Here is a 21,371-nt window from a genome sequence, read left to right on the forward strand (position 1 = left end):
AGTTATGCAGGTGGGGGGCTGTTGGTTTGACCGTGAGCGTGGCTTACTTGTCGAACAGGCTCGTGATGAATCTTGGCACCTTCCCCGTGCCGAGTTGCAAGTGTTGAGCCTGTTGGTTGAACATCAAGGCAAACTGGTCTCCAAGCATGAGCTGAAGACTGGCGATGGGGCGCATCCTCCTCTTACAGACACTTCGTTAGCGCGGGCGGTCTTTATGATCCGCTCCTTCCTCGGGCCCCAATATGAGGGGCTGATTGAAACCGTCAAAGGTCAGGGCTATCTGCTGCACAGCACCCAAGGACAAAGGTTTAAAAGTTTGCGCTACCCTAGGCTGCAATCCTTACCTTGGTGGAGTGTGTTGCTTGTCTTTGGATTTATGCTCGCGATTTCAGGCTTTTATCTTAGCCGAATCGACCACAGCGTACCGACTCAACCTTTGCTCTCTACCGATTTGCCCTTAGCCTCGGGGCAACATATTCGGCTGCATTTGTATGCCAATTCGAAAACCAATAACACCCTGTTGTTTGAGTTAGGCGACCGCTTGGGCCAAGGGCTGAGTCGCTGCGGCCACAGTGATTGGTCCGAAGTGTACTCCTCGCTCTCCCACGATAAGCAGGTGCTCAACATTACTATGCGAGGTTATAAACTCGGGCAATCGGTGATCCGCAACTTGAAGATCAGCGACTTTAGACGGCCGAAGGAATTTATTGATGCAAACTGGCTGCTGGAGGTCGGGATCTGTGGCTAAGTGGCTCAAGTGGACGATAAATCTCACCATACTCTCGGCGCTAATCGTCGCCTGCGGGGTAATTTACCTGCAATCCGTTTCCAATAAGGCGGTGATCTTAAATTGCAGCTCCGAGCTGTTTGACCGCCATAGCCAACAAGTAGATGAGGGGAAATTTTACCTCTTGGTCGATGTGTTGATCTCGGCGGGCAATGCACAGATCAATTACCGCTACTTTAACCTCGACGGCTCAAGCGCGGGGGCGATTTTGATGCAGGGCGAGGTCAAGAGCATGGAGCTAAATCGCATGACCTACAATGTGTCGGTCAAAACCAAGACTGAGTCCGAAGACGTCGATAAAAAGTATTGGCCCGAACACATGAAGTACCTTTCTTACATCAGCAGTTTGCACTTCAGTGAGTCCGGTCGACACAATCTCAGTATTGAAGTGTTAGACAGCGATGCCAACCAAGACTACGCGGTTGTCTTGTTTCAGCCGAGTAATACCGTTTGTGGCTGCAGAATCGTCAATAGCCGAATTTAATCAGTGAATTTGCCGCGCTTTCGGTTTAGATTATATTTTCCATGGTGTTAATGCCGACTCTTCCATCTCAATCATAAGGTTGTTGTGTTTAAGATACGTGTCAAACAAGAAGAATCCCTGTCGATTAAGTTCAGCCATCAGATGGAAAAGGGCGATAATCGTCAGCTCGATCTCTATTTCTTTTTACCAAAGGAAATGGGCATAGGCGCGCACACTTTAAACGAAGAAGAGTATTACCACAGCGCGATTGTTGGACGACGCTCCTACTACTCCGAAGGGCTGCATTTGCCACTGGTGCAAGGGCGTTTCGCCAGTATGAACCGTCGCACGGTGGAAGAATTCCGGCTGTACTTAAACCTGTTTGCCTACCAGTTTGCCGTCGCGGTTGAAAACGATGTCAAAGAACTCAATCGCATCGCCGATGTGGCGCACTTCTATCTGGCGCTCGATGAGCTGTGCGAGCAAGTGACGCAATTGCTGAAAAAGTTTCGCCGTAATGAGCCAGGCGATCCGAAATGGAAATCCTATTTCGAGAATGCCGATAACTATCTCTCTTGGTTCTGCGAGCAGCAACTGCTAAAAGTGCTCGCCCACGCCACGCGCACCAGTGATTTTGCCGACATCCAAGAACGAGTCTTGACCCTGTGCCGCAACGAATGTGCTTACCGCGATGCCAACAACTATAACTCGGCGCAGACCAAGCAAGATCCCAACCGAATTTCGAATAAGATGCTGTTATTGCGGCGCTTAATTCAGCAAGGTGTGGTACTCAAAGAAGAGCTAAAACCCTTAGGCATCGGCCTTAAAAAGTTTACGACTGGACTTGCGACCGCGTTGGTGATGTTGGTGGTATCGGCGCTGATCATCGAGGCGCAGGGCGTCTTTAGTGGCTTTACCATAGCGTTGGTGCTGACGCTGGCGGTCATTTACGGATTTCGTGAAATCTTTAAGGACGATGTGCGTAATGCCCTCTGGCGCTTTATTCAGCGTGGTCGGCCGCGTTGGAGCCGTATCTTAAGGGATACCACCAGTCAGTCGGTAATCGCTAAACAATTAGTTTGGCTCGAATTTATGCGGCAACAGGATTTGCCAGAAAAGGTTAACGAAATTCTAAAACAACGGCATAGCCAGAATAAGGTCGATGCCGAAGTCCTGCATTACAAGATTGCCACTCGGGTAAACCATGGCGAGTTTCAGGCGGGATATTCGACGATACAAGAGCAAGTAAACTTTAGTTTTGTGCCCTTTGCCCGCTACTTAGAGCGGGGCAAGGCAAAGATTTATAAGGAAATTGAGGGCAAGATCAGCCACGAGTCGGTCGAGCGTCGCTACCAAGTGAATCTGATTTTAGTGCTGCGTGATGGCCGCGAAGAACCGCAATACGCGCGCTACAAAATCACTATGAATCGCTCGGCCATTATCGAGATCACCCAAAGTCAGTTACCCGATTCCTTTAATCCGCCCGCTAAGGCTGACGAGTAAAGGCCTGGCCGATATTCTGATCGTTATTCTGCTTTGCCCGTTTGAGCGCCACCTCGGCATTGCTGAGGTATTGCTCTAGGCTTTGTCCTTCCTGATAGCTGGCAATCCCAATGCTAATCCCTTCACCTAAGCCATTGCTGTTGAGCTTTTCTATGGTATTGAGGGCGAAGTGATGTGCCGCCGTGGCATCGGTATCAGGCAGTAATAACAACAGTTTACCGAGTTGCCAGTGAAGGATTTGGTAATGGGTTGGGATTTCGAGCAAGAGCTGTACTTCCACTTCTTGCTGGCGTGTCTCGAGTTGGTCGATATCACTCATATGACTGAGTAAGCCCTCAGGGTTGATATCCATCACCAGCAAGCTTGAGTGATTGCGGCTTTGGGGCGATAGCGAAGCAAAATAGCGTTCCAAATCGGAGAGATGCTGCAAAATGGTGCTGCGATGTGGAACAAAGCTGCGCGGCTCGGTGCCCCTTAGGCTATCGGCGGCTTGCTCTAAGGTACAGATGATGTAGTCAATCTCACCGTCAGAAGCCATATGGCCCTTCAAGGTGGCCTGTAAACAATTGGAATGGCGCAGATTGGGCGAGCAGAGGATCTGCCCTTGCCATTGACCCTGCATGCTGATTTGGGCGGTGATCCGCTGCCACTGGTTACCCAGATCGTTGGCGAGCAGTGAGGCTAAATCATGGTTCAAATCGCCATTAAGTTGCATCAACTGATCGAATACTGGATTGATTTTTATCAGCTTACCATTGGCATCCGTCAACGCCGTGGCCACAGTCGTATCGCAGAGTAAGTCGCTTAAGAAGGCTTGATTCTGGCAATCGATCATGGCGCTAATATCTTCAAGGGAGACTAGCAGATGCGGTAAACCGCGCCCCAATCTTGGCGCTTGGCGTACGCACACTCTTAGTCTTGAGCCCTTATCATTGTCTAGCGACAGCTTGCCTTGCCATTCACCTTGTCGATGCACCTGGTCGAGCATTTGCGCTAGGGTCAAGTCATCGAGATTAAGGGCGCGCTGCAGGCTGCGGTCAGTGAGCTCATCCTGCGGCACTTGAGTCGCCTCGGCCGCCTTAGGGTTAGCACTGATAATCCGTGCCTGCTCATTGGCGAGGATAAAGCCGATATCATTGTTAAATAATGCATTAGCCACATCGATACTGTATTGGCGCGAGCGATACTGCAGGCGATACATATGGCTGAGTAAGATCACCCAAGCGGCCAGTAAGGTCAGAATTAGCGCGGCGACGATGACGATGTTTTGCCACTGGGAAAACTTAGAGGCGATATCATCGTTACGAATATAAGAGAGTAAAAAGTACTCGCGGCGCAGTTCAGGCTGGTTAGTTAACTCGACTTTGAGGTACACGAAGGTGGCATCTTCACCATGGAATTGGCCAAAGTTGCTCATCGACATTTCCCGCCACAGCGCCGGATAACTCTGGCGCAAACTGGCGCCTAAGGTATCGGGAATATGGGTTAAGGGCGCGAGTTCACTCACTCCAGCATAGAGTAACCCTTGGGTATCTAACACTAGCATCGGTGATTTATTGCTTGAAAATGCAGGCTTTATCGCTTCTAGCATCTGCACAATCGAGTTATAGGTAATCAAATAACCCATGGAGCTTTGATCGGGTTTCTCAAGCCAAGTCATTTGATACATATAGGGTTCGAGCATGCCATTAAGGGGCACAAACTCTAAGGGCGAGGTAAAGACTTCTTTGCCACCTAAGTTGCGGCTTGAGCCTAACAGGGCGGCAGGTAGCGCGTCCTGACTGAAGTTTGAAGGTGTCGCAAACTTATAATTACCTTGGGGATCGAACAGGGCAATCCCGAGGAGTTCGGGAATATGCTGTACTAGCTCCTGCCAACTTGCCTGTAATTTTTGTTGAGACGAGGCCGTTGGATTTTTGAGGTACTGCTTGAGTAATTCGTCTTTGGCAAATAGCTGAGTGCGAAATTGCTGGAAGGCGACCTTATCTGTGATCAGCGTGCCTATCGTTTGTAGTTCGCTATATCTTTGGGTTGCCCATTCTTCTTGTAACCTACGTTCACCTAAGGTAATGATTAAGTTAGTTAAAATAATCATACCTATCACCAGCATCGATAACTGGCTCGCGACAGCCAAGAGGCGTTGGTGAGACCAATGCAGCCCTTGGGTCAATGAAAGTAATGGCGCGAGTGGGTGTAGGTTAGGGTTCTTTTTCAGCATGGGCCGATTTGGGGTTGATTAACTGTTAATTAGGCTATGTTAACACGAATGAAATGTTACGACAGTGGCAAGTTGCTCGGCGACTCTGTTATGCCGAGCAATGCATCAACCCAACGGCTATTCTGCGGATCTATTAACCGAGCGCGCCCAGCACTCTGTGCTTAAACTCGCAGCCCGAGGCGAGTACTTGTTCGCGGCAAAGATCGATGTCGACCCCTTCTAATCCCTCAATCGCCGAGACTTGAACGCGCTCAATATAGTGGGGGGCGAGGGCGATAAAGGCATTCACTGCAGCGTAGGAGCCCGCCAGTTTTGGGCGGCAATGTTGGTTATAGGCGGCCTCATTGTCGGCGTTGAGGGAAATGGATAATCCATCCACGCACTCCGCTAACTCGGGCAGAATGTTGCGCCTGTGAACTAGGTTGCCTAACCCATCGGTATTGACCCGCACACGGCCGCCAAGGCGTTTGATTTCCTTGGCAACGGCCAGCAGGGTCGGCAGATTCATCGTCGGTTCGCCGTAACCGCAGAACACATATTCCTCAAAGTCTTCCACCTTGCCTAACAGCGGGATGATTTCCTCTGGCTTAGGCTGGTGGGTCAATGCCAATTGATACTCGTGAATTTGTTTACTGCCATTATGTTTCGGGCAGAAGGCGCAGCGTAGGGTGCAGCGGCCGGTGATATTCAGATAACGACTCCTGCGAATATCATAGACTAAGGTTTCGTTGGCGCAGGTTTCATTGGTGCACACTTCCGCCGTTGTGTTGCCATTGGCTAAGGTTTCAGTGGCTTTGAGTGGTGCAGGGTGGATTGAAGCAGAATGTGAGTGTGGCATCCGATCTGTTTTCATACTATCGACTTTATTGGCATCTTGGCGGTCACTTAGGTTGAGTGTAACGAATGCGATCCTTGATAACTGCCACCTAGATCGCACAACGCGCTTTACTCGTCAGGGCAGGCTAGAGATAAAAAAGAGAGCCTAGGCTCTCTTTTTTATGGGGTTAGGATGATGACTGTACGACCACTAATCCTGTTTATAGTCAGGAGCATTAAAGGCATCTAAGGATACCTTGTGACTCTCATTGGCAGGTAAATGCCTTTCCTGCGATGTTTTGGGGCGCCACCACCAATGATAAAAGCGGCTAGAAGTACGTTTAACATCATCGAGAATGATGTACAGCAAAGGCACCAAAATTAAGGTCACCACAGTCGAGAACAGGATCCCGAAGGCGAGGGAGGTCGCCATAGGGATCACAATCTGCGCCTGTAAACTGCGCTCAAGAATAATAGGCACAAGACCGACGAAGGTGGTCAATGAAGTCAAGATAATCGCCCTGAAACGATAGCAGCCTGAATCCACCGCCGCTTGTCTGACCGATTGCCCTTGCTCCCGCGCCCGGTTAACAAAGTCCACTAAGATCAAGGAGTCGTTTACCACCACCCCAGCGAGCGCGACGATACCACACAGACTCAAGACGCTCATGGCAAGGCCTTGGATCAAATGTCCAAACAGGGCGCCGATAATCCCGAAGGGGATGACCGACATAATGATCAGCGGCTGGCTGTATGACTTGAGCGGTACCGCCATTAAGGCATAAATGGTAAACAGCGCAAAGAAGAAGCCCTGCATTAGACCGACCATGGCATTCTGCTCATCCAAACTGCCGCCATCGAGGGTGGTTTGGATCTTCGGATACTTGGCCTGTAACTGCGGCAGGAAATCCTGTTGGATTTCATTCACAACCTTGGAAGGCTCCACCTTGTGTTTGTTGGCATTGGCAATAATGGTAATTGCCCGCTTGCCATCGACACGGGTGATTGAGGCGTAGGATTCGCCTTTTTCGACCTCAGCCACAGTTGAGAATGGCACCGACTTGCCCTGCGGCGTGCGGATTAACATATTCTCGAGGTAGCCAACGGTACGGCGCTGCTCTAAGGGGTAGCGCACCATGACTTTGATTTCTTCTTTATTACGCAAAATGCGTTGTGCTTCATAACCATAGAAGCCATAACGGACTTGGCGTGCTAAATCAGACAAGGTTAAGCCCAGCGCTTCGGCCTCGGGGCGGATCTTTAAGCGGATCTCATGGCTACCCGAGGAGAAGTTATCGGCAATGTCGTACACACCTTCGTAGGTGGCGAGCTTTTGCTTAAGCTCACGGGCGGCTGCGGATAACTCTTCGAGATCGCTCGAAGTCAATCTAAAGGAGATGTCACCACCGCCTCCGCCGTTACCGCTGGCGTTGAAATCGAGCTTCTTCACCGACAGTAATTCTGGCAATTGTTCGCGCCACGCGGCGGCAATCGTCTCACCATCCACATCCCGGTCTTCACCCTTGGTCAGTTCGGCAAAGATAAAGGCGGAGGTGCGCGAGCTCATGTTGATAAAGCTGTGCTTCACTACTTCGCTGCCGTTGTCCTTCTCCATTTTGGCGTTCATCTTGTACAGGGCTTCTTCAATATCCTGTACCACCTTGAGGGTGTTTTGCTCTGAGCTGCCTTCATCCATCTCTAGCTGTACTTGGATAAAGTCCGATGGAATATCGGGGAAGAACACCCAACGCACTTTGCCGCTGGCGACTAAGGCTATGGATAAAATCAGCACACCGATAAAGGCCGCGACTACGTTGTAGCGATGTTGGATACAGCGCTCGAGGAAGTTGCGGTAACTATGGTGAATAAAGTGTTGAACGCGATTATTAAATCTGTCCTTGAAGCGACCAAAGAAACCCGTGGGTTCCCCTGGCTTTCTAAACTTCATATGGGCTAAGTGCGCTGGCAGGATAAATTTAGATTCCACCAGTGAAAATGCCAGACACATGATGACCACCATGCCGATGGATTTCCAAATAATCCCCATTGGGCCAGAGACCATCAACATAGGGATAAAGGCGGCGATAGTGGTTAACACCCCGAAGGTGGCTGGCATAGCCACCTTTTGCGCACCGCGGATCACGTTATCAATCGAGTGTCCGTGCCGTTCAACCTCGCTGTAGGCACTTTCACCTATCACAATTGCATCGTCGACGACTATCCCCAAGACGAGAATAAAGGCGAACAATGTCAGCATGTTAATGGTCATGGAGAAAGGTTCCAGCGGCATGATCAGCATAGTGCCGAGGAAACAAACGGGTAACCCCATCATTACCCAGAAGGCGAGTTTGAGGTCGAGGAACAGGGCTAAAATTACAAACACTAACAGAGCGCCGTAAAACATGTTCGACATCATCATGTTTAAGCGGCCCTTGAGGTAGTGGGTTAAGTCTCCCCAAGTGTCTAATTGTGCATTGGCTGGCAGGGTGGCACGGCGTTTCTCGACGTAGTCTTTAACCTGTTGAGCAATATCGAGGGCGTTTTGATCGTTAACGCTGGTCACTTCAATAATCGCCGCAGGCTTGCCGTTGAAGCGGGTGTACTCTAAACGTTCTTCAAAATCATCCTTAATGGTTGCCACCTGAGGCAACATCACTCGGCTACCATCGGTGCGCGTGGTGACGACGATATTGGCAAAATCATCGCCAGTATAGGCTTGGCCTTTAGTGCGCAGCAGAATATCGCCATCTTCGGCGCGGATCGAGCCGCCCGGCAAGTCGATAGAAGAGTTTTGCACCGCCAAGGCGACTTGCGAGAAGGTCAAGCCGTATTCCCGCAGCTTATCTTCCGAGACTTCGATACCGATTTCATAGTCGCGCACCCCTGTGACCTTCGCACGGGTCACAGAAGGGAGTTGGGTCAAATCATCACGTACCGATTTGGCCAGTTCCTTCATATCGTGCAGCGACATATCACCGTAGACCGACACCCAAATCACGTTGTTTTCGGGTTCGATTTTAAAGATTTGCGGTTTTTCGATGTTTACCGGAAAGGTGGAGATGGCGTCCAATCGCAACTTGGCTTCGTCGAGTACGGTTTGCACGTCGTAGTCATCTTCGACTTCGACCGTGATGGCGCCGACGCCTTCACTGGCAACCGAGGTGACTTTTTTAATGCCGTTGATATCTTGGATGGCTTCTTCAATCTTAATGTTGATGCCTTCTTCGATTTCCTGCGGCGCAGCACCGGGATAAGCAACGGTAATGCTCAATAAGTTAAGGTTAAAAGAGGGGAAGACCTCTTTATTAATCAACACCGTGCTAAATAGACCGCCAATCAGCAGCGCCCACATCAACAGGTTGGCTGCCACGCTATTGCGGGCAAACCAGGCTAAGATCCCTTTTTGTGTATCCATTAGTTTACTCCAGCGGCCGCAAGACTCGACTCAGGAGCATCTTCCTTAGGCGTGGGGGTCTGCACTGGCTTGGCATCTTCACCTATGATTTTGACTAACTGGCCATTCGCCATATTGCTAAAGTGAGTGATGGCAACGCGCTCACCGGTTTTTAAACTGTCCTTGATAAACACATTTTCAAGATCGCTACGCACCACATTCACATGGCGCATCTCGACAATATTTTGCTCGTTAACCAAGGCAACATGCTCATTACGCACCACGTGACGAGGCAACTTGACTATGCCATCGACGGTGCGCCCCTTAATTACGGCGTTGACAAAGCTGCCGTATTTCAGCGGTAAACTGCCTTGGGTTTTGTGCTCACGCAGGTAAGGGTCTTTAATCTCGGCCACGAGGTAAACCATGCGGTTATCGGCATCAATCACGCCTTCGCTACGAATAATATTACCCATCCAAGTGTTTTCCTTACCCGCCAAAGAGGCGCTTAAGGTGACTTGGGTATCGGGGTGATCGACGGATTCTAAATAGGCTAAATCATCGTTAGAGATAGGCAGACGAATTTCGGCAATGCTAGTGTCGTAAAGCTCGCCTAGGTTAGTACCTAATGTAACGTACTGACCTAAATCGACATTTCTCGCCTTGATAATGCCATCAAAGGGCGCACGAATAACGGTACGTTCTAAGTTACGCTGGGCGCGAGCTAAAGCCGCCTGCGCATATTTAACGTTAGCTTGTTCTTTTTTCAATTGAGGGATGCGCAAACCGAGTTCAGGCGGCAATCCTTTGTCGTAACCCTTAAACTCAATTTTGGCAACTTCGCCGCGGGCGATTTCCTCATTGAGTGCTGCGGTTGCTTGAGCCAATGTCGCTTCGGCTTGCATTAAATCGGCTTCGTAATCCGAAGGTTCGATTTGGGCTAATTGGTCGCCTTTCTTCACTATGCCACCGGCCACAAATTGCGGGGAAATGCTCAGCATCCGCCCTTGGACTTCGGTGACCAGTTGCGTCTTATATTTAGGGGTAACCACGCCGTAGGAAGGAAGATTAAGCGATACCGTTTGCTGCTCAACCTGAGTCACATCCACGATAGGCACGGGCATTTCTTCTGGCTTTTGTTCGGGGGCTTCCTTGGTTGACATCAGTGCTATCGCGCCAACAACAAATAACAGCAGTATAAACAGAGGAGATAATCTCCTGAGTAAAGTTTTCATCATATGATTGTTACATCCGTGCTAAATCGCTTAATGCGCCTAAAATATCAGAGTCAGGCAGCGCAATAAATTTATTTTTGTAAATAAAATGTGTCTAAAGGTGATATCGAATGGCGTAGGGCTTATCGAGTTTGGTGACTTCCCGAGTTACCACCTTAATTTGTTGTGATTAGAGAGGTTTGGCGGTTGTGAGTTCCATCGTAGTCACAAGAGCGTTGTGCCATCAGCCCATAAAAAAAGCCGCATTATGCGGCTTTTCTCGTACCTGTATTATTGCTTCTTACGTGCAATTTTACTGGCCTTTTTAGCTGCTTCTTTTTTGCTGGTTCGCTTCGCGGCTTCCTTGGCTTTTACTTTGGCCTTTTTCTTGGTCGGCACGCGCGCCTCTTTATGTTTTGGACGCAGTTCCTCAATGATACGGCGTTTAAGTGGCTGCTCTATATAACGCTCAATCTTACCGACAATCCGCATATCGTGGGCTTCGGCCAATGAAATTGCCGTTCCTTTTGCACCCGCACGGCCAGTACGACCAATACGGTGGATGTAACTATCGGCAGAACGTGGCATGTCGAAGTTAATCACATGGCTGATATCGTCGATATCGATACCACGGGCAGCCACATCGGTCGCGAGTAACACATTCACTTCACCTTTGGTAAAGCGGCTTAAGGCTTGGAAGCGTTTCTTCTGTTCCATATCGCCACGCATAAAGGCGCAGGGAATACCGGCTTTAAGCAGTTGGCCTTCGAGGCTAGAAACCACATCGCGAGTCTTCACGAATACGATGGCGCGTTTAACATCTTCTTGCTTGAGCAGATAGCACAGCAGAGCAATCTTATGTTCTTTATCGTCGGCAAGGTGGATCCATTGGTGGATCTTGGCTTTCTCTTTACGCGGCGCGTCGACATCGATTTCGATTGGATCGTTAAGTACTTCACGGGCAAAACGGATAACGCCACTGCCTTCGAGGGTAGCCGAAAACAGCATATTTTGCTTACGACCTTGGGCTTCGAGGGCAATAGCTTTAACTACGGCGGAGAAGCCCATATCGAGCATGCGGTCGGCTTCGTCGATGATCAGTATGTCGACCGATTCCGCACTGAATTTGCCTTTATCTAAATATTCCATCAGACGGCCTGGGGTCGCCACCAGAATATCGATATTGTCTTTTAGGGCTTCTTCCTGCGGACCATAGGGCACACCGCCGGTGATAATGGCGATATTCAGCCCTTGGCCTGTGGCTAAGTGGCAGGCATAACGGTGAATTTGGCTGGCTAACTCGCGGGTTGGCGTCAGGATCAAAATTCGTGCATGGCCAGAATAGCGACGGGGAAAGTCGATTAAGTGTTGCAGTGCTGGCAATAAGAAGCTGGCGGTTTTACCTGTACCCGTCGGGGCGCGCGCCAAAATATCCCGCTGCTCGAGGGCATGAGGCAGGGTTTCTTGCTGGATGGTGGTGGGCGACAGGTGCCCCATGGCTTTAAGTGACTCTAATAAGCTAGGGTCAAGCTGAAAATCTTCAAATTGCATGCGCGGCGTCTCGACGAATAATAGCCAAGCATTATAAAGGTTATAACCGTTAACTTAAATAATTTAATCGGAAGTGGCTTTACTTTTACGCGGTTTGGCCGATGCAGTACGGGTCTGTCTACTTCAAGGCCGTTAACAGTTGCCGTTGGGAGTGGATTTTACCGTACTCGATTGCATTTGAAGGCAGACATTTTGCAAAAGATGTATAAGATAAAGAGAATATTGTAAAAATATTGGCTTTTGTTGAGAGAGTTCGAAGGATTGATGGGATGTTAGCTGGAGTCTTAACAATAAATTGTGCTGATGGTTGATGAGCGTCATCCCATAGTACCCAAGTGTTAGCCCTGCTTGGATTAGCGTACAAAATGTTGGTTACGATTAGGTTTTACGTTTCTAAAACATGGGCTTGGAACATATGGCTTTTGATTGGTTATCGCAGTTTTTTATTTTTTCCCACGACAGCCTATTGCTGAATGTCTACTACAATCCCCTGTTAGTCACTATCTCTATTCTGATTGCGATTTTTGCAGCCTTTATGGCCTTTCAGGTGACGACTCAAGCGGCGCAGAGCCAATCGAGAGCACGCCAGCAGATCATGTTATTGACAGGGAGTTTAGTCCTTGGCGGCGGTGTCTGGTCGATGCATTTTATCGGTATGTTGGCCTTCGATTTATGTTCGCCCGTGACCTATAACTTTGGGCTCACGGTACTATCCCTTTTGCCTAGTATTGGTGCCTCATGGGTGGCGCTGAATTTGCTCTCTAAGCCGAGTTTTCAACTTTCCCAAGTGCTGATTAGCGGCATCTTAGTGGGCGCTGGGATTGGCACTATGCACTATGTGGGGATGGCGGCCATGGAGATGGCACCATTACTGCGTTATGACCCATGGATTTTTGCGCTGTCTATCGTAGTCGCCGTGCTACTCGCCATTATTGCGCTGTGGGTGCGCACTGGGCTGAATCAGCTTATTTCCTCCAACATGAATAGCATTAGCTGTAATTTTATCGCCAGTATCGTGATGGGACTGGCGATTTCGGGCATGCATTACACTGGCATGGCGGCGGCGCGATTCGTTAAACCCGCTGGACTAGAGCTTAGCGAACAAACGTCTGAAATTTCGTTTTATCTTGCGCTCGGGGTATCGATTATTACCGTCGTCATTATCTGCTTAGTGCTGATTGTGAATGTGATCTTTAAATATAAAGATCTGTCTTTACTCGCTAAATCAAACGAAGATCGAATGCTGGCTATGATGGATACCGCAGTGGATGGCATTATCACCATCGATGGTCAAGGTATTATCGTTAGCGTAAACCAAGCAGTGACGCGTATCTTGGGGTGGCCCTCGACAGAGTTACTTGGTAGCAATGTCAAAAAAATTGTGCCTGCCTCCATTCGCCCCCAGCATGATAGTTATATCGCTCAATATGTTAAAACCCGTGATGCACAGATTATTGGTACGGGACGAGAGGTGCTGGCGCAGCATAAAAATGGCCATTTAGTGCCCGTCCGCCTCGGTATTGGGCATATGATGCAGGGCAAAGCCCATTACTTTGTCGGCTTTATTTCCGATCTCAGCCAACGTAATGAGATGGAACAAGAGCTTAAAAACAATGAGGCCAAGTTTCGCTCGCTGATCACTAATATTCCAGGCATTGCCTATCGCTGTAAAAGCACTGAGGGCTGGCCCATGGTGTTTATCAGCGACGCGGTGCAAAACATCACTGGCTATCCCGCTGAGGATTTCGAGCTTCCCCATCCGAAACGTTTCTTCTCGGATCTCTATCATCCGGACGATATTGAAACCATTTACGCCCAAGCGCAGCCGCCGACCTTTTCGATGGAATATCGCATTATCCGCGCAGATGGCGGGGTGCGTTGGTTGTTCGAGCACGGCAATTATATTCTCGATGAAACCAGCAAAGAGGTGTGGATTGACGGCTTCCTGATGGATATCACCGAGCGTAAGGAGATGGAGCAGGACCTAGTGACGGCGAAGAATAATGCCGAGCAGGCGGCTGCGGCCCGCGCGGCCTTCTTAGCCAACATGAGCCATGAGATCCGCACGCCAATGAATGCCATCATCGGCTTTAGCGATATTCTGTTGGAGTCAGTATTAGATGTTGATCAGCAAAAACAGCTCTCCACCATCAATCGCTCCGCCAAATCCTTGTTGCATCTACTCAACGATGTGCTCGACAGCGCCAAGCTCGACAAGGGCAAACTCGAGTTAGAAAACCGCGTGTTTTGTTTAACCGATGAAATCGATACTGTGATTTCAACCCTGTGGTTGCAGGCGAAAAAACAGCGCTTATCCCTCGAGGTTAATATCGCGCCGACGATGGCGGCGAACTTTATTGGCTCGCCGGAGCGCATCCGCCAAGTGCTGATCAACTTAATTGGTAATGCGGTAAAATTTACCTGCGAAGGCAAAGTCACGGTCAACGTTTTCCCGCAGGATGAGTCTCTGGTTAGCTTCGAGATTGTCGATACCGGAATTGGTATGTCACCCGAGCAGCTAAATCGGGTCTTTGAGGCATTTGCCCAGGCCGATGTGTCCATGAGCCGAAAATACGGTGGCACAGGGCTTGGCACGACTATCAGTAAACAGTTGGTTGAGTTGATGGGCGGTAAGATTGAGGCGAAAAGTGCCCTCGGCCAAGGCAGTACATTCCGCTTTACTATTCCCTTGCAACCTAGCTTTGAGCCGCTATCGAGCCAGCACGACGATAACTGGTCATTACCGCCACTGACGATGTTAGTGGTCGATGATATTCAGCAGAATATCGATCTCCTGTCCGTATGGTTAACCCGCCAAGGGCATAAAGTGATCACCGCCCGCGATGGTGAACAGGCGCTGCTGCGGATGCAAAAAGCCGACATCGATATCACGCTGATGGATCTACAAATGCCTGTCATGGATGGTCTGACGGCGGCGAAGATGCGGCGCGAGCAAGAAGTCGCATCTCAATTACCCCGAATGCCAATTATTGCGTTAACCGCGAGCGTGCTAGAGCAAGATAAGAGCGCCGCCGAGCAAGCCGGTATGGATGGCTTTGCGAATAAGCCCATCGATTTTGCGCTGCTGACGCGGGAAATTGCCAGAGTGTTGCAGCTTAATCCGCCTCAGGCCGAATTTGTCTCTTCGCAGCCTGCTAGCACGCAATTAGTCGATGAAGCCAAGGGCGTGAAATTGTGGGGTTCTAAACCGCAATTTATCAAAGAGTTGATGAAGTTTATTGCCCAATGGCCAGAGAAAAATCAAGCGCTACAACAGGCGATAAGTGACCAAGATACTGTGACCATTAAGCTCCTAAGCCATAGTTTGAAAGGCGTCAGTGGGAATTTGGGTCTATTGCAGTGGATGGCGCACTTTGGACAGTTAGAGCAGTTGGCGCAAGCTCAGTCACCTTCGCGTGAAGCCATGGAGGCCATTGTTGCTAAGGTAAGCGACTCCCTCGTCGAGATTGGGGATTATATCGAGGGCACCACAATGCCATCGGCCAGCGTATCCGCCGTCCATGTGGGGACAAGCGATCCCGCAGAATTATTAGCGCATATTGATGCCTTGCTAGCATCGATTGCGCACCATAGTTTTGAAGAGTCTGATCTTGAGGCGCTTACCGCTCGTATTGATGAGCATCTGCGCCTTCATGTGGCCATGATTACCGAAGCCTTAGACAACTTTGATTTTGATATTGCCCATAACGAATTGACCGAGTTACGGCGTTCTATCACCGCGAATAAGGAGTAGCAATGCAGTCTACATCTGAACATAAGAAAACCTTATTGTTGGTGGATGATGAGCCCGTTAACTTACGGGTGCTCAAGCAAGTTTTACATCAGGATTACCATCTTATCTTTGCCAAAAGTGGCGAAGAAGCCCTGCGCCTCGCGCAAACTGAGCTGCCATCGCTGATCCTACTGGATATTATGATGCCCAATATGACGGGGTTAGAAGTCTGTCAGTTGCTGAAAAATATCCCAGAGACTCAGTCGATCCCTGTGATTTTTGTCACCGCTTTGAATGATGAGCACGATGAAGCGGCGGGCTTTGCCGTGGGCGGGGTGGATTATATTGTGAAGCCGATTTCGGCCACCGTAGTCAAGGCGCGGGTGAAAACCCATTTATCCTTAGTGCAGGCCGATGAATTGCGCCGCACTCGCTTGCAAGTGATCCAACGTTTAGGTCGCGCCGCCGAATATAAGGACAACGAAACCGGCACCCATGTAATGCGCATGAGCCACTATGCTCAAATCTTGGCGTTGGCCTATGGTCTTAGTGAGGCACAGGCGGATGACTTATTACATGCAGCACCTATGCATGATATTGGTAAGATTGGTATTCCCGATAGCATTATGCTCAAACCGGGAAAGTTGACCGATGAAGAGTTTGCCATTATGAAAACCCATCCCCATATCGGCGCCGAGATTATCGGTGAGGCGGATTCTGAGCTGCTACGGTTAGCGAAATCCGTGTCTTTAACTCACCACGAGAAATGGAACGGCACTGGTTATCCTAATGGATTGAAAGGCGAAGCCATTCCCTTAGAAGGACGCATAGTTGCCCTCGCCGATGTGTTTGACGCCCTGACCAGTAAACGCCCCTATAAAGAGGCTTGGTCAGTTGAGAAGACCATGGACTATATCCAGGAGCAGAGCGGGGTGCATTTCGACCCTGAGTTGGTGCGCTTATTTACCGATAACTTAGATAAAGTGCTAGAGATTAAAAATAAATGGATAGATAGCTGATATTAGATTAGCGACAAAAGATAAGGCTCTTGCTGGGAGCCTTATCACTCGTTTGAATTACAGTTTTAGATAAAAATCTTTGGTCAGGGCAATCATTTGCTCGGTATAGCGGCCATCTTCTCGGCGTAGAGTGAGCTCTGTGTGCTGGCAAGGTTCATCGTGACTTCTAGTCTGCGCAGTCTTAGCCAACAGCAGTAACACGCGATTGGCGGCCTTATTCTCCACACTGCTAACCCTCACTTCCTCCGCAAGATAAAATTCAGTCTGATCTAGGCAAGCCTTAAAGCGCGTCAGGCTTTGGATGGGCAAAATAAGGCTGGCGTAACCCTCAAGCGATAGGCACTGATTTATCGCTTCGAGTAAGGGCGTAAAGCCTAAAGTGTCAGTGTGGCGCGCCATTGCCCTATGTTGCTCGTTTGCCTTGGGGCCATGCTCAAAGTAGGGCGGGTTGCAGATGATATGGTCGAAATGCCCTTGATACTCAGGTTGTTGACAAACGTGCTGAATATCGCCATGTATAAGCTGGCAGCGCTGCGCCCACGGACTTTGCGTCATATTGTATTTGCAGGCCGCTGCGGCGTTTTCTTCTAACTCGACAGCGATGATTTGCCCTTGGCTACGCTGCGCCGCCATTAAACTTAACAATCCACTTCCCGCACCAATATCGAGAATATGCTTAGCCTGCGATAGGGGAGCCCATGCGCCTAATATCACGCCGTCGGTGCTGACGGGCATGCCGCAATTAAGGTCGTCAATGTGGAATTGTTTAAAGGTAAATGCCATGGGAATTACATCATTAAGTGAATAATAAAGAGCTTGCCCATAAGGGCTGGCGTTATTTTAAAGGGCATAACGCATATTCGCTAAGATTTTTGTGCCTGATACAAATAAGTTCATTCTTCCATTTAGATCTAGTTTTTGTGTTTTTTATGCTGTTTTGAGTCGAAGTTCACTTAATTAACGGTTTAATTTATTACCCCGGTAACGCATTGTTAGCAGTTAATTAGCATTGCAGGGCTTTTTTAGGTGAAAACAATCTTGTCTGTTGTATTGGTTTTTAAATTCTGATATTAGTTTCGCCCCCATTTTTAATCAATTTTATGATTAACGGATAGGTGAACGGGTTTTTAGGTGAATAAATCGGCAGTGAAGCCAATTTTTAGTTCATTTTTGTTTATAAACTCAGCAGATATCGCACATATTTACCACGGAATTGTGTAAACATAGATTTGCACTCCGGATGGGCTTTGTTTTAGCTATGGCTAATCGACACATAATCACTTAAGTTTATTAAAAACAATAAGACAAGATGGGGCTTTCCGTGCAAGACAATCAGATGAGTATCGGGGATACATTAGGCTTAGGTTTTATGACCTTCGCGTTTTTTTTGGGGGCGGGTAACTTAATTTTTCCACCCTTTGCGGGCATGTTGGCCGGGGAGAATATGCCCCTTGCCATGTTAGGTTTTCTCATCACTGCCGTAGGTTTACCTTTAGTCGGGCTCATTGCTGTTGCTAAGGCTCAAGGTAAGGTTATGGCAATGCTACCAGTGTTTGCGGCAACCGCATTGGCCATCGCGATTTATATCATTATTGGGCCTGCGTTTGCGGCGCCACGTACGGGCCTTGTGGCCTATGAAATCGGTGCTAAGCCCTTTATCGACAACACTAGCGCGACCATTATGCTCGGCAGTTTGTCGCTTAATTTGTCGCAACTTATCTATACCCTGTGCTTCTTTACTGTGACTATGCTGCTGGCATTGTTCCCCGGTAAATTACTCGACAGCGTCGGTAAAGTACTAACGCCTATCCTGTTGTTATTGCTGGTGGGTTTAGCCCTGTCTGTGGTGTTTTTGCCCGCTGCAGAAGTTGGCGTGGCCGTGGGTGACTACCAAAACCATCCGCTAACCAAAGGTATCCTCGAAGGCTACAACACCATGGATACCCTAGCATCTTTGATGTTTGGTATGTTGATTATCGATCTGCTGCGTAAAAAGGGGATCGACCAACCTAGCGCGCAGACTAAATACTTGATCCGCGCAGCCTTTATTGCGGCGGCAGGTCTGGCCTTTGTTTATGTTTCTTTGTTCTTTTTAGGTGCGACGGCGGGTGATATTGCCGTAGGTGCTAAAAACGGTGGCGAGATTTTAACTAACTATGTGACTCGTGAGTTTGGCAGTTTAGGCACGGTATTACTGTCTACCGTTGTGACCTTAGCCTGCTTAACCACGGCGGTCGGTTTAGTGAGTGCCTGCTCTGAGTTTTTCAATGAGCTGATGCCAAAGCTGTCTTACCGTTTCTTAGTGGTTTTGCTGAGCGCCATCTGCGCCTTGATCGCAAACGTGGGCCTGTCTCAGTTAATTGCTATCAGTATTCCAGTGTTAATGGCGGTTTACCCTGTGGCGATTGCCTTAGTGGCGGTGACCTTCTTGACCGAACACTTCCCGCGTCCACAGTTTGCCCACCGTGCAGCACTGTCTGTAGCCCTGCTATTTGGTATTTTCGATGGGATGAAAGTCGCAGCGAAAGGCCTCACTGGTGAAGACGGTAAAGGCATCACCGAAGCGGCGCAGAGCTTTATCGATCTCGTCAGCGGTATGTCTCCGACACTGTCTATCCTGCCACTGTACGAAGAAGGCATGGCGTGGTTACTGCCCACCTTAGTCGTGATCGTGCTGTGTTTATTGTTTGGCCGCGGCGGTGCGAAAGCGGTCAGCGCGGCATAAACAAGACGCTGCCACAAGCAGAACAATTGAGTTAATATCAACGGCGTATCCTTAGAATACGCCGTTTTTTTATGGAGTTTTTGTGGCTAAAACCTATCAGTGCGATCCGCTTATCGATGCCTTTCTCGATGAACTTTGGTCCAGTAAGGGCTTAAGTGATAACACCTTGAGTGCCTATCGCACCGATTTACGCCATTTTGATCGCTATCTGCAAAGCCAAGGCCTGCGGTTAATCGAGGTGGGGCAAGCCGATGTGCGCGCTTACTTAGCCTACCGCGTCGAACAACAATTTGCCCGCACCAGTAGCGCACGCCTACTTAGCAGTTTACGGCGCTTTTATACTTATTTATTGCAGACCAAACAGATTGCTGGCGATCCTATGGCGCTGATTGAATCGCCCAAATTGAGTCGGCAGTTGCCCGATTCTTTAAGTGAGTCACAGGTCGATAGATTGCTGGCCGAGCCCAATGTGGACGACCCCGTCGAGTGCCGTGATAAAGCCATGCTTGAACTCTTATACGCCACAGGATTGCGGGTGAGTGAGCTGGTTGGGCTTACCCTGGAGCAGATGAGTTTGCGCCAAGGTTTAGTGCGGATTGTGGGTAAGGGCGGTAAAGAGCGGTTAGTGCCCATGGGCGAGCTGGCCATTACCGAGGTTGAGCACTACTTAAGCTTTGCACGCCACGAACTCTTGGGCAATATCCAGTCCGATGTGGTATTTCCTTCGAAGCGAGCACAGATGATGACGAGGCAAACCTTTTGGCATCGGATCAAGCTCTATGCGAGCCGCGCCGGCATCGAAACCGAACTCTCACCCCATACCCTGCGTCATGCCTTTGCCACCCACTTACTCAACCATGGCGCCGACCTTAGGGTGGTACAATTACTCTTAGGTCACAGTGACTTATCGACAACTCAAATTTATACCCATGTGGCGCGAGCGAGATTACAAGAGTTGCACCAACAGCATCATCCTCGCGGTTAAGTTGTATCCTTCACAAAACCGCGAATGGTTGAATTTAGTTACAGTATAAATTTGCATTCTATCTAGCTTGTCTGTAACTTTTTGCCCCCATACAGGGTCTAATAAGATGACCCATATGTCGCAGTAGCGATTTACTTAATAGGAAGTCCCATGAAGTTGACCCGAGCATTATCTTTAGTTTTCGCGCTTGTTGTTGCGCCTCTGGCCAGCGCCGCTACGGCGACCACTCCCGACACAGCTGCGATTAAGCAAAAACTCAGCGAGATGTTAGACGTTGAAGTGATTTCAATGCAGGATTCACCGATCGAAGGTTTATATCAAGCCATGACCAACCGTGGCGTGCTCTATATCAGCCGCGATGGTTCAAAACTGTTCCACGGTAATTTATACGATATTGATAAGGGCATGAAAAACCTGACGGAAGCGGCGCTTGCAGGACCTCGTCTGGCGATGATGAAGCCGCTTGAAGATCATATGTTGGTATATAAAGCCAAGGATGAAAAACACGTTGTGACTGTGTTTACCGATGTGAGCTGTGGCTACTGCCGTAAGTTACATAGCCAAATGGCCGACTACAACAAGCTCGGTATTACCGTGCGTTACTTAGCCTTCCCACGTGCTGGTGTACCATCTGCCAATGCCGATGAGATGCAGGCTATTTGGTGTGCTAAGGACCCATTAAAGGCCATGACAGAAGCTAAGGCTGGCAAAAAAGTATCCGCCGCGACCTGTGATGCCAAGATTGCTGAGCAGTACGAGCTAGGCACCAGCTTTGGCGTTAACGGCACGCCTGCAATCGTATTGGAAGACGGTAATATGATCCCAGGATATCAACCACCTGCCGATCTACTGCGTACCTTAGAAGCTCGCAAATAATCCATTTCGGATAAATTTATCCCATTAAAGGTGAGCTTAAGGCTCACCTTTTTGTTATCTTAGCCCCATGATTGCTTAAGAGTTTGC

14 protein-coding genes are annotated in these 21,371 nt (G+C 49.1%); 8 read left to right on the plus strand and 6 right to left on the minus strand.

Annotation, left to right across the window (positions count from 1 at the left end; translation table 11 throughout):
- Positions 1 to 4 precede the first annotated feature (4 nt).
- From AEA42_RS07745 to AEA42_RS07755, 3 genes are all read left to right on the plus strand, one after another.
- Positions 5 to 748, plus strand: coding sequence for a helix-turn-helix domain-containing protein (locus AEA42_RS07745; RefSeq protein ID WP_011621578.1), 744 nt, complete (start codon positions 5 to 7; stop codon positions 746 to 748).
- Positions 741 to 1,271 (plus strand): hypothetical protein, encoded by a 531-nt coding sequence (locus tag AEA42_RS07750; protein WP_011627108.1) that lies wholly within the window; start codon positions 741 to 743, stop codon positions 1,269 to 1,271. Before AEA42_RS07745 ends, AEA42_RS07750 begins: the two co-directional genes overlap by 8 nt.
- An 84-nt stretch (positions 1,272 to 1,355) precedes the next feature.
- Positions 1,356 to 2,753 (plus strand): hypothetical protein, encoded by a 1,398-nt coding sequence (locus AEA42_RS07755; protein WP_055647408.1) that lies wholly within the window; start codon positions 1,356 to 1,358, stop codon positions 2,751 to 2,753.
- Here the strand turns inward: AEA42_RS07755 and AEA42_RS07760 are convergent.
- From AEA42_RS07760 to srmB, 5 genes are all read right to left on the minus strand, one after another.
- Entirely contained in the window at positions 2,737 to 4,971 is a 2,235-nt protein-coding gene (locus tag AEA42_RS07760; protein ID WP_055647409.1) for a PAS domain-containing protein, read from the minus strand. The two genes, AEA42_RS07755 and AEA42_RS07760, sit on opposite strands and share 17 nt — an antisense overlap.
- A gap of 133 nt (positions 4,972 to 5,104) precedes the next feature.
- A complete protein-coding gene (locus AEA42_RS07765) occupies positions 5,105 to 5,809 on the minus strand; it encodes a TatD family nuclease-associated radical SAM protein (RefSeq protein ID WP_055647410.1) in 705 nt (234 codons plus the stop codon).
- A 189-nt stretch (positions 5,810 to 5,998) separates the two neighbouring features.
- The gene (locus tag AEA42_RS07770; RefSeq protein WP_055647411.1) at positions 5,999 to 9,202 is read right to left on the minus strand and encodes an efflux RND transporter permease subunit; all 3,204 of its coding nucleotides are present in this window, start codon (positions 9,200 to 9,202) and stop codon (positions 5,999 to 6,001) included.
- A complete protein-coding gene (locus AEA42_RS07775) occupies positions 9,202 to 10,419 on the minus strand; it encodes an efflux RND transporter periplasmic adaptor subunit (protein WP_055647412.1) in 1,218 nt (405 codons plus the stop codon). Before AEA42_RS07775 ends, AEA42_RS07770 begins: the two co-directional genes overlap by 1 nt.
- A gap of 267 nt (positions 10,420 to 10,686) precedes the next feature.
- Positions 10,687 to 11,946, minus strand: coding sequence for an ATP-dependent RNA helicase SrmB (gene srmB / locus AEA42_RS07780; protein WP_011718139.1), 1,260 nt, complete (start codon positions 11,944 to 11,946; stop codon positions 10,687 to 10,689).
- A 400-nt stretch (positions 11,947 to 12,346) separates the two neighbouring features.
- On the opposite strand from srmB, the gene AEA42_RS07785 reads away from it, so the two are divergent.
- Both AEA42_RS07785 and AEA42_RS07790 read left to right on the plus strand, forming a co-directional pair.
- Entirely contained in the window at positions 12,347 to 15,700 is a 3,354-nt protein-coding gene (locus tag AEA42_RS07785) for an MHYT domain-containing protein (protein ID WP_055647413.1), read from the plus strand.
- 2 nt (positions 15,701 to 15,702) lie between these two features.
- Positions 15,703 to 16,698 carry a two-component system response regulator gene (locus AEA42_RS07790; protein ID WP_055647414.1) on the plus strand — a complete coding sequence of 332 codons (996 nt, stop codon included), beginning with the start codon at positions 15,703 to 15,705 and terminating at the stop codon, positions 16,696 to 16,698.
- A gap of 57 nt (positions 16,699 to 16,755) precedes the next feature.
- Here AEA42_RS07790 and AEA42_RS07795 read toward each other — a convergent pair whose 3' ends face one another.
- Positions 16,756 to 17,481, minus strand: a complete 726-nt coding sequence (locus tag AEA42_RS07795) for a methyltransferase (RefSeq protein ID WP_055647415.1) — start codon at positions 17,479 to 17,481, stop codon at positions 16,756 to 16,758.
- 526 nt (positions 17,482 to 18,007) lie between these two features.
- Between AEA42_RS07795 and brnQ the strand changes: the two genes are divergently transcribed.
- From brnQ to dsbC, 3 genes are all read left to right on the plus strand, one after another.
- Positions 18,008 to 19,423 carry a branched-chain amino acid transport system II carrier protein gene (brnQ, locus tag AEA42_RS07800; RefSeq protein WP_055647416.1) on the plus strand — a complete coding sequence of 472 codons (1,416 nt, stop codon included), beginning with the start codon at positions 18,008 to 18,010 and terminating at the stop codon, positions 19,421 to 19,423.
- Between the two features lie 82 nt (positions 19,424 to 19,505).
- Positions 19,506 to 20,408: a site-specific tyrosine recombinase XerD gene (gene xerD / locus AEA42_RS07805; RefSeq protein ID WP_055647417.1), complete on the plus strand. Its 903-nt coding sequence runs from the start codon at positions 19,506 to 19,508 to the stop codon at positions 20,406 to 20,408.
- 150 nt (positions 20,409 to 20,558) lie between these two features.
- The gene (dsbC, locus tag AEA42_RS07810; RefSeq protein ID WP_011621591.1) at positions 20,559 to 21,284 is read left to right on the plus strand and encodes a bifunctional protein-disulfide isomerase/oxidoreductase DsbC; all 726 of its coding nucleotides are present in this window, start codon (positions 20,559 to 20,561) and stop codon (positions 21,282 to 21,284) included.
- The last annotated feature ends 87 nt before the right edge of the window (positions 21,285 to 21,371 follow it).

The sequence above is a fragment of the Shewanella sp. Sh95 genome (assembly GCF_001308045.1).
GTDB classification, from domain to species: Bacteria; Pseudomonadota; Gammaproteobacteria; order Enterobacterales; family Shewanellaceae; genus Shewanella; species Shewanella xiamenensis.

What these genes read in the sequence shown, in the direction of transcription:
- AEA42_RS07745 (WP_011621578.1), top strand. Translation starts at nt 5, where the DNA reads ATGCAGGTGGGGGGCTGTTGGTTTGACCGTGAGCGTGGCTTACTTGTC.
- AEA42_RS07760 (WP_055647409.1), bottom strand. Translation starts at nt 4,971, where the DNA reads ATGCTGAAAAAGAACCCTAACCTACACCCACTCGCGCCATTACTTTCA.
- AEA42_RS07765 (WP_055647410.1), bottom strand. Translation starts at nt 5,809, where the DNA reads ATGCCACACTCACATTCTGCTTCAATCCACCCTGCACCACTCAAAGCC.
- AEA42_RS07770 (WP_055647411.1), bottom strand. Translation starts at nt 9,202, where the DNA reads ATGGATACACAAAAAGGGATCTTAGCCTGGTTTGCCCGCAATAGCGTG.
- AEA42_RS07775 (WP_055647412.1), bottom strand. Translation starts at nt 10,419, where the DNA reads ATGATGAAAACTTTACTCAGGAGATTATCTCCTCTGTTTATACTGCTG.
- srmB (WP_011718139.1), bottom strand. Translation starts at nt 11,946, where the DNA reads ATGCAATTTGAAGATTTTCAGCTTGACCCTAGCTTATTAGAGTCACTT.
- AEA42_RS07785 (WP_055647413.1), top strand. Translation starts at nt 12,347, where the DNA reads ATGGGCTTGGAACATATGGCTTTTGATTGGTTATCGCAGTTTTTTATT.
- AEA42_RS07790 (WP_055647414.1), top strand. Translation starts at nt 15,703, where the DNA reads ATGCAGTCTACATCTGAACATAAGAAAACCTTATTGTTGGTGGATGAT.
- AEA42_RS07795 (WP_055647415.1), bottom strand. Translation starts at nt 17,481, where the DNA reads ATGGCATTTACCTTTAAACAATTCCACATTGACGACCTTAATTGCGGC.
- brnQ (WP_055647416.1), top strand. Translation starts at nt 18,008, where the DNA reads ATGGGGCTTTCCGTGCAAGACAATCAGATGAGTATCGGGGATACATTA.
- dsbC (WP_011621591.1), top strand. Translation starts at nt 20,559, where the DNA reads ATGAAGTTGACCCGAGCATTATCTTTAGTTTTCGCGCTTGTTGTTGCG.